Origin of the sequence: Enterococcus sp. 2G9_DIV0600 (genome assembly GCF_002140615.1) — a bacterium.
In the GTDB taxonomy this organism is placed as follows: Bacteria; Bacillota; Bacilli; order Lactobacillales; family Enterococcaceae; genus Enterococcus_D; species Enterococcus_D innesii.
Genome location: NZ_NGLL01000001.1, coordinates 2,134,148 through 2,147,020 on the forward strand (window position 1 = coordinate 2,134,148; position 12,873 = coordinate 2,147,020).

Here is a 12,873-nt window from a genome sequence, read left to right on the forward strand (position 1 = left end):
GGGATTCTTTTAGATGGCTTGCAACAAGTCGTATTGTGATTGATACAAATGGTGATACAAGCCTTTTTGTGCCATTAGCTGATCATGGTTACCAGATTCAGCGATCGTCCCCCCTGCCACGTAAAAGATTCGATCAGAATTTTTGATCGTGGACAGTCGGTGAGCGATGATAAATGAGGTTCTGCCTTCTAACAGCTTCAACAATCCTTCCTGCAGCAATTCTTCTGTCTTCGTATCGATACTAGAAGTAGCCTCATCTAAGATCAAGATTTTTGGATCAGCCAACAACGCTCGGGCAAAGGAAATCAGTTGCCGTTGCCCCGCAGATAAAGTACTTCCTCGTTCTTCGACGACGGTTTGATAGCCGTCTTTCAACTCCGTGATAAAGTCGTGAGCACGGACGATCTTCGCTGCTTCAATGATCTCTTCTTCTGTCGCATCTAATTTTCCATAGCGAATATTTTCTATGATCGTTCCTGAGAAAATAAAGGTATCTTGGAGCATGACCCCCATCTGTGAGCGCAGGGATTCCAGCGTCACGTCACGAACATCCATCCCATCCACTTTGACACTGCCTTCATTGACATCATAAAAGCGGCTCAGCAAGTTGATGATCGTGGTCTTTCCTGCACCGGTAGGACCAACCAAAGCAATGCTTTCCCCGGGTTCGATGTGGAAATTGACATCAGAAAGAATGTTTTTGCCTTCTTCGTATCGGAAGGTCACGTGTTCAAAATCAACGGTCCCTTTCATCGTCGGCAATACTTTTGCATCTGGTTTGTCTTCGATATCTGGGACTTCATCCATCGTTTCAAAAATCCGTTCAAGATAGGCTGTTGCTGTAATCAAAGAATTATAAAAATTCCCGATATTGATGACTGGATTCCAGAAATTATTGATATAACTGATAAAAGCGATCAGAGTACCTGTGCTGACATCGACACCGATTTGGCGAATGCCGACAAAATAAATCAAACAAGTCGTAATGACTGAAATGTTTTGCACCCCAGGCCACATGAGAAACTGAATTTTGACAGCTTTCATCCAGGAAGTCCGATAATCATTGCTGACTTCTTGGAAAATCTCTGCATTTTCTTCTTCCCGTGCGAAGGATTGGGTGATCTTGATGCCGGCAATACTTTCATGAATGTAGGCATTTAAATTGGACTGTTTATTACTCAACACCTGATAAGCTTTGCGCTGGTTATTTTTGATTACCATCACCATGATGAACAAGATTGGCAGCAACGCAAGGGAATACAGGGTCAATTTGAAGTCGATCGCAAACATAAAAATCAAGGTGATGATGACGTTGAAAACATCGGAAATCAAATTGATTAGTCCATTACTCAACAGGTCACTCAGTGTATTGATGTAGTTTACAATGCGGATCAAGATCTTGCCATGGGGCCTTGTATCGAAATAAGAAAACGGCAGCCGCTGCAAATGTTCAAAAATATCAAAGCGCATATCCTTCAATACGTCTTGACCAATATTCGTGATATGGTAGATACGGTAACGCATGCAGACGCCGATAACGATCAAGGTCACTAGAAAGGCAGCTCCTAGAAGCAGCAATTGGTTGACATTTTTCTCAGGAATCGATGAATCGATCGCGATCTTTGTAAACACGGGCGCCAACATTCCTGCTAAGTTTGCCAGAATGATCGTAAATAGTACTTTCGCAATACTTCTTTTATAAGGAACGACATATTGTGACAAGCGTTTGAAATCCTTCCAGCTAAACTCCTGGTCTAATTCCTCATCCACATCAAATTTATTTCTCGCCATCGTCTTCACCTCCTGACAAGCCTAATTGTTTTTGATACACTTCGTAGTATTTGCCCCGCAGACTGACAAGTTCTTCATGGGTCCCTTGTTCAACGACTCGTCCTTTTTCCATCATCAGAATCTGATCGGCTTCTCGAACAGAGGAGATCCGATGCGCAATGATAAACGTCGTTTTCTCTCCTGTTAATTTTGTCAGCTCCTGTTGGATCTTCGATTCTGTCTCCATATCGACGGCAGACGTCGTATCATCCAAAATCAAGATCGATGGATCTTTGGCTAAGGCCCGTGCTAGGGAGATCCGTTGTTTTTGTCCGCCAGAAAGCCCCACACCTCGCTCGCCCACGATCGTTTCATAGCCTTGAGGCATCCGAGAAATAAAGGTATCTGCATCAGCGACTACCGCCATTTGCCGAATAAAGCCTTCATCAGCTAAAGGATTTCCAAAAGCAATGTTGTCGGAGATGGTATTGGAAAACAAGAAAACATCTTGCATCACCATTGAAATGTTTTCCCGCATTTGGCGCACGGGATACTCTTTGGCGTTTTTTCCATCAATCAATACTTCCCCTTCAGTCGGATCATAAAAGCGTCCAACCAAATTCACTAACGTCGTTTTCCCTGAACCGGTTTCCCCTAAGATCCCTAACGTTTGGCCAGGGCCAATTTTGAAGTTGATGTTTTCCAACACATTTTGATTCGGATCATCCGAAAAGTGGAAGGAAACATCTTTGAACTCTACAAATCCTTTGATTGGCTCTAATTTTTCTTGTTGATGAACAGGAATTTTCGATTCTTGCGCCAACATTTGCCGAATTTTGATACAGGCTGCGGAAAATCGCTGAACGTCGTTAATCAACCAACCACTCATACGCATAGGATTATTCAACATCCAAAGATAGCCATTAAACGCAACAAGATCCCCTAATGTCATCTCGCCGTTGATAACGAAGATCCCACCCAAAATCAAGGCAATGACTGACAAACTTCCTGCTAAGCCATCAAGCCATGGCAGATAGGTACGGGATACTTTGGCAGATGCCATATTGCGGGTCTTAAAATCTTCGTTGTAGGAGCGAAATTTTTCAATCTCAAAATTTTCACGAGCAAAAGCTTTCACTACTCGATTGCCGCCGATATTTTCTTCCACCATTGAATTCAAGCGCGAAAAGCTCTCACGAATGTCAAAAAACAACGGGTGTGCTTTCTTAGACATGCGATTGGTCAACAGAAATATGATCGGTGTGACAGCCACCAGCGCCAACATCAATTTCCAATCAATAAAGCTCATAACCACCACCGCTGAAAAGAACCACAAGATACATTCAGCGATATTGTAGGTCACCCAAGAAACAAAGTGGCGAATGGCATCGGTATCACCAGTCATCCGTGCCATAATATCTCCCACACGAGTGTGATTGAAAAAGTCGAAATCCAATTCTTGCAGCTTCTGATACAAATCTTCCCGTAAATCGTATAGCGTATTTTGCCCGACCCGTTCAAATAAAATTTGATAACTGTAGCGGACAATGGTACGAATGACGGTCGTTGCGATCATGATCAACAATAATGGAATCAATAAGTGCGTTTTTTGCTGATTGATGACATCATCGATCACCATTCCTCCCAAGTACGGGTTAACAATGATCAGCGCTGCATTGATCACTAAAAACAGGACTGCCAATATGATTTTTCCCCGGTTCTTTTTGGCATAGCGCCAGATCCATTGTGTATTACTCATCTAATTCCCCCTCTCGTTGTTAAGCTTAGCGTTTTGAAAAGCGATTTGAATGGTTTTTCTTACTCATTTTGATGTAAAATATTAGTAAGAAGTACCATTCCCTTTTTTTACAGGAAATAAGCACCCAATTGGAGTGAATCAGCCATGAATTTAGTTAACCCTCGCACGTTTAATCCAGAAATCATCTATCTCTTTGACCCATGGACACAATCAGAAAGTCATGGAGAAATGCACCATCATGACTTTTTAGAAATCAGCGTCTTATTAGAAGGAGAAAGTACCTATTATTTTGAAAAAGAACCAGCGAAAAAAATCCGTGCTGGCAGCGTCATGCTTTTCAATCCTGGCGTCGATCACTGCGAATTGCAGCCTAAGGGCACTCGCTCCCATCAGCTGCATATTGGTTTAAAAAATATTTCTTTGGAAGGGTTTAAACGGAATTTTTTCCCGAACAAACACCCCTTGTTGGAGCTAGGCAAATACCATCATCAAGTTTTGGAAAAAGCCTGGCAGTTGGTGAGAGAAAGCAGTGAAGAGCGGGATGAGTTTCAATTGATGCAAAAGGCTGTTTTGATGGAGATGCTCGTCTACATTTTACGTGGACTAAATGAAGACCATATCAATGTCGTGCCTTACCTTTCCAAAAGCCAACGACGACAACAACAGATCGTCAACTATACGGTCTATTACTTGGAAAATCATTACAAAGAAGAAATCACGTTGGAGAAGCTCGCACAGGATCAATTTCTCAGCCCGACGTACCTTTCAAAGATTTTTAAAGAGGCGACGGGTGTCAGTCCCATCAACTACTTGATTGAGATTCGCTTAAAGCGTGCCAAAGACATGTTAAAAAATGAAAACCTCACGATCAAAGAAGTCGCCTCTGCTGTGGGCTATCAGGATGCTTATCACTTTAGCAAGTCTTTTAAAAAACTTTATGGTGTCTCTCCTTCTGGGGTATTGCCAAAACCAAAAAATTAAAGAGCAAGCCGATGATCTTCCTTTGAAGGAAAAATCATCGGCTTGCTCTTTTTTCATTGAATAAAATAGTTCATAAAAAGACTGGCAATGTTGAAGTAGATCAAAACACTGGTCAAATCGCTAAGGGTCGTGATAAACGGACCACTTGCCACTGCTGGATCAAAACCCAGCTTGTCCATCAGCATCGGGATCAAACTTCCCGCTAAGTTGGCTACTGTGATGGCACACATCATCGCCATCCCAATCACAAACCCTAGAATCGGATTTTGTTTCCAGACAGCTACGATAGCAAAAATCGTCAACCCCGTGATGGCACCTGTGAACAGTCCTGTCAGCACTTCACCGACCACCGTCTTCATAAAGCTGTTTTCTTTGTCGTCATTGATCGCCAGACGACGAACGGCTACGGCTAAGGATTGGGTACCAGCATTACCGGCGGTCCCAGTGATCAGTGAGATAAAAACAGCGAGAATACTTGCTTCGCTGACCAACTCTTCATAGTGACTGATCAGACTGGCGGTGGCCATTCCGAGAAAGAGTAAGGTGATAAGCCAAGGCAAGCGTCTCGAAGACGCTTTGATCGGGTTCTCACTGACTTCTTCCACATTGACCCCTGCCAAACCAGAGTAGTCACTGGCTGCTTCATCATCGATAACGTCGATGATATCATCGACGGTCACGATCCCTAATAGGTGATCGTCATAATCAGTGACTGGCAATGCGAGAAAGTCATAATCTCGGAAGGTCTGAGCGACATCCTCTTGGTCATCTCCAACATGAACCGACATCACCCGCTCGTTCAAAATATCAGCGATCATGGTATCTTCATCATTGATGATCAAGTCTCTTAAAGAAATAACGCCCACAAGCTTATTATCGGTATCCACGACGTAAATATAGTAAATCGTCTCGGCAACATCTGCGGCATTTTTTAAGACATACATCGCTGAACGAACCGTTTGGTTGGCAACAATGGAAACAAACTCGGTAGTCATCAGCGATCCAGCAGTTTCATCTTCATAGTGCAGCAGCTCTTTGATTTCGCTAGCAGCTTCAGCGGTCATCAAACTCAAATATTTTGCTGTTTGTTTTTTATCCAGAGTATTCAGCAGGTCAACCGCATTATCGGTATACATTTGCGCCAACATATCAGCCGCATAGGCAGGACGCATCTCTGAAAGATAGTCCACCATGTGTTCATCATCTTCTTCAATGACGTCAAACATGTCTGCCAATTCTTTCGGGGAAAGATACGTATAGACGATTTGTCGATCGGCTGCTTCTAGAGATTGGTAGAACTGACCCTGCTCGTAGATATGCAGATCCAAGAACGCCTCACGAAATCCCTGGATATCATTGTCTTTTAATGCTTGATTCAGTTGATCAAACCGTTCAGTTAATTCTTGATTTTCATCCAATCTCTTCACCTCATTTGTTATTGCCTATCCATGGCTGAGCAAACAGCGGCCATGTCTGCTGGTAAGGGCAGCTTAAAAGCCAACGGTTCATTCGTAAAGGGATGCTGAAATTGCAGCTGACAGCAGTGTAAAGCTTGTCGTTTGATCCCAAGAGCCATTGTACCGCCATACATCTCGTCTCCTAATAAGGGACAACCGATTGCAGAAAAATGGACCCTTATTTGATGTGTCCTGCCTGTGTGTAACTGAATATCAACTAAAGCGCAATCTGAATTGCGTTGTTTTAGCCAATACTCCGTCCGTGCTTCTTTTCCTTCGTCACTGACCTTGCGTTTCAATAGTGACGTCAGGTCCCTAGCAATCGGCAGCTCAATCTCACCATGGGCAGAAAGTGCGGGCAGTTCACCAGCAACGAGGGCTTGATATTTTTTTACGACCTGCTTCTTTCGCAACTGGCTATCCAGCTTCGCATGGGCAAACCCATGTTTTGCAAAAAGCATCAGTCCTGATGTGTCACGGTCTAACCGCGTGACTACATGAATCACTTGATCTTCATAGTGCTGCGCTTGATAGTAGGCCTTGACGCGATTGGCCATCGTGCCAGTCGGATGATATTGCGCAGGGATCGATGAGATGCCTGCTGGCTTATTCACGACTAACAGATGGGCATCTTCATACACGATCTCAATCGGTGTCGGGTCAGCCAGCATCGTCTCATGTTCCCCTTCAGGAGGAATTACAATAGTTACCCTATCATTTTGCGCCAAAGAAAACAAGACGTTTTGCTCGTGATCGTTGACAAATATCTTTCCGCCTTGAAATTTGATTTTTGCTAATAGTCCTTTGGACACCCCTTGTTCCTTCAAAAAGTATTTGACTTGCTGTCCTTGTCCAGTATAGTGATACGTAAATTCCATGGGTTTATTCTTCTCCAATAAAGGAATCTTTGACCCGATTCCAAAAATGCATATGCCGATAAGACGCAAAATGAATCCGTTCATCGGCAATACGGTAATAGATAGCATCGATTTCTTCTTGTTCGATGGTAAACTGATCGATCGTCACTAAATAGTCGGTACTTTGCTGCAGTTGTACTTTGACCCATTCATGGTGACCCACGACGATCGGCGAACCAAGGGTCCGAAAGACACGATTGTTCAACGAAGCAATCTCTGCCAATTGAAAGGCATTGATACTTGGGTGCAAGACTGCCCCACCAACACTCTTGTTATAAGCAGTGGAGCCGGTGGGCGTTGAGATCGATAAGCCATCGCCGCGAAACTTTTCAAAGAGGTCTTCTTTAATAGAAATATCGGCAACCATCGTTCGATTGCCGCGCTTGATCGTTGATTCATTCAATGCTAGGAAATGCTTGTCTGATTTTCCATTCGCATACGTGATACGGACATCTAATAACGGATAGCTGACGCTTTTTTGATGGTCATTGCATAATGACTCGACTAGTTCTTCCAATTCATAATCACGCCAGTCCGTGTAAAAGCCGAGATGACCCGTATGGACGCCTAAAAACTGTACTTGATCCAACTTATGATTGTACAAGTGAAAAGCAGAAAGGAGCGTGCCATCTCCCCCAACAGAAATCACTAATTCAGGATTGTCTTGATCGATCTTATTTTCTGACTGTTCTAAAAGCGTAGTTAAACGCTTTGTCACTTCTACCGACTTGCTTTCTTGATTATGGACGATTGCCACGCGGATACCTTTCATTCCGTTTCCCCCTTTGGCAACGGGTTCTGATCATGTCCGCCTCGCTTGCCTTTCCCATGTGAAAATAACCGTTGTGCCTCTTGGATCTCTTCACGGATATTGGACATTTCTTCATCTAGCTGATAGGCGGCTTCTGCCGACCGACGCAGTCGTTCACTGATTTCAGCGGGAAATTCCCCTTGGTATTTGTAGTTTAATGAATGTTCGATCGTTGCCCAAAAATTCATCGCTAGTGTCCGGATTTGAATCTCAGCTAAAATAATTTTTTCCCCGTCGATCAGTTGAACGGGATATTCGATCACTAGATGATACGAACGGTAGCCACTGGCTTTTTTATTGGTGATATAGTCCCGTTCAATGATCACTTTCATGTCTTTGCGTGTTCGTAAGAGTTCAACGACTTGGTGAATGTCTTCCACAAATTGACACATGATTCGTAATCCAGCGATATCAGACATCTCTTCTTCAAGCCGATCCAAAGCAATCCCACGCAATTTACTTTTCGTTAAAATGCTATCCACTGGCTTGACCCGCCCAGTGACAAATTCAATGGGAACATGCTTGTTTTGTTCCCTATATTGTTTTCGTATGCCTCTTAATTTTACTTTTAATTCTGAAACCGCCTGTTCATAAGGCGCTAAGAATTCTTCCCAATCTCGAATCATTCTTCTCCCTCGATTCTGTTCATAACATACCTCTTATTCTACCATACTCTTGGAATAAAACTGAATGAACAGAAGAGCAGAAACAAAAGATTTTTTGTCTCTCCCCCAACGTCTCAGCTTTTCTTTGTTTGGTTTCTTTGACGGAATAGCTGAAACAGCGTACACTATGGTTGCAACAGAAAGAGAGTGAGAAACGATGGGCGAACAAATAGAGATCGAATATAAAACGATGTTGACGGAAAAAGAATACCACCAGTTGCTTGCTTATTACAATTTGTCAGAAGAAGCATTTAAGATACAAACCAACTACTATTTTGATACGGCAGATCATAAGCTGCGGGAAAAGCACTTTGGCTTGCGTATTCGCACGACTGCTACCAATGCGGAATTAACGCTAAAAACCCCCATTGAGCACGGGTTATTAGAGACGACTGATCCTTTAACGAAAACGTCGGCAGCTGCATTGATTGCTTCAGAAAAAATTCTACCTACGGGTATCGTTGCTCAGCGCCTAAGAGCGGCAGGTATCGAGCCTGACACGTTACGTATGATCGCAGCATTAAAAACGAAACGGGCGGAATTTCCGATTGAAGAAGGATTGCTCGCGTTAGATGAAAGCTGGTATGGTCAACAGCATGATTATGAGTTGGAGTTAGAAGTCAACGAGCCGATTAAAGGGAAAGATGCCTTTCACTCCTTGTTACGTTTCTTTGGCGTTCCTTACCGACCAGCGAAAAACAAGATCATCCGAGCCGTTGAAGAAAAATCATAGTAAGCTGTCCTTTTGCTTACTTTTTTCGCGTTTTTTTGCTATATTTAATAAAACATACTTATTTTGTTTTTCAAGGTACAAAAGAATCTTAATTGGGGAGAGATTCAAATGATCGAACTGTTTTTATTTATTAATCCGATTGGGCCTATTTGTTATGATATCGAAAAAGAGATTCTCAATAAATTAAACACGAGCCGCAAAAAAGTCCATTTGCAGATTCTACCTTTCGTTAACTTGTTTTCCGTAGGTGTCTCAATGGACTATTTGTCCATGAATAAGGCGGATTTGGTCTTGCGAAATGAACAGACCAACCAAATCTATGCTGCATCACTGGACTATAAGGCAGCTCAGTTGCAAGGGAAAAAAATTGCTCGGGATTTCTTGTTGAAACTGCAACAACGGATAGGGATCGAAAATCAAGAATACAGCGATGCCTTAGTGAAAGGATTGTTTTCTGAAACGAATGGTGATTTAGAGATGTTCCTAGAAGACCGAGCCTCTGAGCTAGTGAAAAAGAACTTTGCCACCGATCAGCGTGTAGCCAAAGATATGGGCATCACGATCACACCCTCTGCTGTGGTGTATGATTTTTCAAGTGAAGAAGAATATGGGGTCCTTTTAGAAGGATCAGAGGAACTGAGAAGTCTTCCGCTCGTCTGTGGTACAGCAACAGAACTCGATACAATTTTGCAAAAAGCTCAGTCTTTGAAAGCACCAAAACTTTCCACTATTCATGAAATTGATCGCGGGTTGATTCTTTTATGAAACCCTATTCAATAGCGACGCTGCGCAGCGAGCCAAACGATGATCTTATGTTTGGCTCGCTGCGCAGCGTTTTTTATTGTGGACGAACAAAAAAACAAACCAATCCTTTACGGATTGGTTCGCTTTTCAATTATGCTTCAATTTCTTTGACAAGTTCTTCCAATTCATTCAAGCGTTGTTCAAATACTTTCATCGCGTCTTCAATATAATCTGCTTTTGTCATATCGACGCCCGCTTTTTTCATGACTTCGATTGGATAATCACTGCGTCCAGCTTTCAAATAGTTCAAATAGTTGGTTAAGGCATCTGGTTCACCTGCTAAGATTTTCTTCGCTAAAGCAGAAGCTGCCGAAAATCCGGTTGAATACTGGTAAACATAGTAATTGTAATAGAAATGCGGAATACGTGACCACTCAAGACGAATCTCAGGATCTTTTTCAACAGAAGGTCCGTAGTATTTTGCATTTAACTCGGCATAGTTCTCGCTTAAGAACTCACTGGTCAACGGCGTTCCTTTCGCATCTTCCACGTGCATGAAGTGTTCAAACTCGGCAAATTGCGTTTGACGGAAAATCGTGCCTTTGAAGCCATCGAGAAAATGATTCAAGACATAAGCTTTGACCCGCGGATCTGTTTCAGTCTGCAGCATATACTCTGTCAAAATATTTTCATTGGTGGTTGAAGCGATTTCCGCTAAAAAGATCGAATAATCCCCATAGGCATAAGGCTGGTTATTACGTGTAAAGTAACTATGCACACTGTGTCCCATTTCATGAACAAGAGTAAAGAGTTGATCCAATCGATCATTCCAGTTCATCAGGATATATGGCAGCGTATCATAGGCACCAGAAGAATACGCGCCACTGCGTTTGCCTTTGTTTTCAACGACATCGATCCACCGATTGCTGAAGGCTTCTTCAACCACCGCAAGGTATTCTTCACCTAATGGTTTTAACGCTTCTTTCGCTTTTTCGACCGCTTCTTCATAGGTATATCGAATGGGTGCTTCCCCTAAAATCGGTGTATAAACATCATACATATGCAACGTATCGACAGCCAACAGGCGTTTTCTTAATGCCATATAACGATGCAACAATGGCAGGTGCTGATTGACGACATCCACTAATGTATCGTAGACACTTTCAGGAATGTGGTTGGCACTCAAAGCGGCTTGCCGTGCCGAATCAAATTTGCGGGCTTTTGCTTTAAAGTTATGGGCTTTGATATTGGTGCTTAATGTTTGGGCAAAGGTATTGCGGAATTGCTCATAAACACCATAAAGACCTTTAAAGGCTGCTTCACGGACAGACCGATCCGTGCTTTCCATCAACTCACCGTATACACCATGAGATAACTGTACTTTTTCCCCGTTTTCATCTTCAACTACTGGAAAATCCAAATCAGCATTGTTTAAAACAGAAAAAATGTTACCAGGTGCCCCAAAAATTTCGCCAGCACCAGCTAATAACGCTTCTTGCTCCGCTGGCAAGACATGTGGACGCTCGTTGATGGTTTTTTCGATCATATGACGATAAACAGCTAGTTTCGGCTCTTGATCGAAATAGCCCCAAATCGTTTCATCAGACATCGTCAATAGCTCAGGATCAAACCAAGCAACGGCTTCACTTACTTGCGCAACCAAGTTACTTGCTTTTGCATACAATCCTTGATACGTCGTATTGGCAGTATCTTGGTCGTTTTTCAAATGACTGTATACATAGAGTTTCTCTAAACGACGAGAAAGCGCTAAAACAAATTCTAATGCGGATAAGAAGGCTTGCGGCCCATCGGCTAAAGTACCTTGGTAACGACTTGCTTCTTTGACTTGTGCTTGGATCTCTTGAAATTCTATGTCAAAAGCCGCATCATCGGCATAGATTTTCGTTAAGTCCCACGTTTTTTCGACTGGAATCGATTCACGTGCTGGTAATTGTTTTGTTTCTGACATTCCCTTCACTCCTTGTTCATTGGTTAAAAATATCTTATCATACTTTTCAGTGAAACCAAATCTTTGGCTTAAAAAGAAACCGAATTTTCTAAATATTGGCATTCTTGAAAGAGTCCGCGCAAAATTTCCCGTTGATCCAGTAACGGGAATTGCCATTGCCAATCCAGCTGCCGCAGCCGTGCTACCCATTGATCAAAACGAAGTGGACAGTCACTTAAATAAAGAAAGCGAAAAACCAATATTCGATGCTCAAATAAAATGCCAAAGCTGCTTTTACAATAGCACCACATAGGCAGCTGGGAGATATTGCCTTTTAACGGATACAATATTTCTTGGATCACACGGATTTTTGGCAGGTTCTTTCGCAGTTTTTGTATCAACCACACCTGATAGTTTGCAGCATGCCACTCAGGGGGACGGTGGTCGTTTGAGCTTTGTCCTTTGCACAAAGGGCGAAGTGTTTCTTTATGGTAAGGCGCCCCTTTTCGTGCATCGCTCTTTTTACTGCTGACTCCTTCTTGATAGTGCCAGTTGATTTGTTCTAACTTCATTAAGGATTGATTTTGCGTATCAATCAGCCACAAACAAAAACCAGTTGCCTGATAACTACAGCAGGCTTTTGCCAAAAGTGACCATTGGCGTTTCGGATGCAATTTCTCCCCTAAGATCCACCATGGTCGATAGCCGTTTGCTAAATACGTGCTGGTTCTTTCAAGAAATCGTGAAAACTTGAGGGAAGAACACTGTACTTCAATGGCGATATTCTTATAACAAAGGTCAGGACGCTGTTGGAGTTTAGGCAAAAAGGATTCGATCTCAATCCCTGTATCTTGAAACCATTCAAACAATAGTTGTTTGGCTTCCAAGTGTTCCTTCGTCTCCCCTTCGCTGTACGTCTGACAATCAGCAGTTGCTTGATGGGCAAAATGGGGCTGTCGTTTTGGTCCTTGCCGCAAAGTCACTTCTTGGTAACACCCTGGGCAATAAAAAGGGCCTGATGCTTTCTTTCTCCCTTTCGCTGCAATGACTTCTTTTCTTTGGTTCAATGCTTTGAGCATCTAACTCAC

At 42.8% G+C, this 12,873-nt stretch carries 11 protein-coding genes; 3 read left to right on the forward strand and 8 right to left on the reverse strand.

What is annotated here, in order from left to right; all coding sequences use genetic code 11:
• Positions 1 to 9: 9 nt before the first annotated feature.
• Entirely contained in the window at positions 10 to 1,791 is a 1,782-nt protein-coding gene (locus A5870_RS10205) for an ABC transporter ATP-binding protein (RefSeq protein WP_016610838.1), read from the reverse strand.
• Positions 1,778 to 3,529, reverse strand: a complete 1,752-nt coding sequence (locus A5870_RS10210; RefSeq protein WP_010749432.1) for an ABC transporter ATP-binding protein — start codon at positions 3,527 to 3,529, stop codon at positions 1,778 to 1,780. Before A5870_RS10210 ends, A5870_RS10205 begins: the two co-directional genes overlap by 14 nt.
• 144 nt (positions 3,530 to 3,673) lie before the next feature.
• On the opposite strand from A5870_RS10210, the gene A5870_RS10215 reads away from it, so the two are divergent.
• Entirely contained in the window at positions 3,674 to 4,510 is an 837-nt protein-coding gene (locus A5870_RS10215) for an AraC family transcriptional regulator (RefSeq protein WP_010749431.1), read from the forward strand.
• Positions 4,511 to 4,563: 53 nt separating this feature from the next.
• On the opposite strand, the gene mgtE is transcribed toward A5870_RS10215, so the two are convergent.
• Genes mgtE through A5870_RS10235 form a run of 4 tightly spaced genes read right to left on the reverse strand, consistent with a single transcriptional unit; the run spans position 4,564 to position 8,321 of the window.
• Entirely contained in the window at positions 4,564 to 5,928 is a 1,365-nt protein-coding gene (gene mgtE / locus A5870_RS10220; protein WP_010749430.1) for a magnesium transporter, read from the reverse strand.
• Between the two features lie 17 nt (positions 5,929 to 5,945).
• Positions 5,946 to 6,845 carry an RluA family pseudouridine synthase gene (locus A5870_RS10225; RefSeq protein ID WP_074932946.1) on the reverse strand — a complete coding sequence of 300 codons (900 nt, stop codon included), beginning with the start codon at positions 6,843 to 6,845 and terminating at the stop codon, positions 5,946 to 5,948.
• Between the two features lie 4 nt (positions 6,846 to 6,849).
• Positions 6,850 to 7,647: an NAD kinase gene (locus tag A5870_RS10230; protein WP_026008090.1), complete on the reverse strand. Its 798-nt coding sequence runs from the start codon at positions 7,645 to 7,647 to the stop codon at positions 6,850 to 6,852.
• 5 nt (positions 7,648 to 7,652) lie between these two features.
• On the reverse strand, positions 7,653 to 8,321 hold the full coding sequence (locus A5870_RS10235) for a GTP pyrophosphokinase (RefSeq protein WP_005229708.1): 669 nt from the start codon (positions 8,319 to 8,321) through the stop codon (positions 7,653 to 7,655).
• Positions 8,322 to 8,517: 196 nt separating this feature from the next.
• On the opposite strand from A5870_RS10235, the gene A5870_RS10240 reads away from it, so the two are divergent.
• A complete protein-coding gene (locus A5870_RS10240; protein WP_086292697.1) occupies positions 8,518 to 9,093 on the forward strand; it encodes a CYTH domain-containing protein in 576 nt (191 codons plus the stop codon).
• 108 nt (positions 9,094 to 9,201) lie between these two features.
• Positions 9,202 to 9,858, forward strand: a complete 657-nt coding sequence (locus tag A5870_RS10245) for a DsbA family protein (protein ID WP_086292699.1) — start codon at positions 9,202 to 9,204, stop codon at positions 9,856 to 9,858.
• Positions 9,859 to 9,988: 130 nt separating this feature from the next.
• Here A5870_RS10245 and pepF read toward each other — a convergent pair whose 3' ends face one another.
• Entirely contained in the window at positions 9,989 to 11,806 is a 1,818-nt protein-coding gene (gene pepF / locus A5870_RS10250) for an oligoendopeptidase F (protein WP_016610833.1), read from the reverse strand.
• Positions 11,807 to 11,874: 68 nt separating this feature from the next.
• A complete protein-coding gene (locus A5870_RS10255; RefSeq protein WP_086292701.1) occupies positions 11,875 to 12,864 on the reverse strand; it encodes a competence protein CoiA in 990 nt (329 codons plus the stop codon).
• Positions 12,865 to 12,873 lie beyond the last annotated feature (9 nt).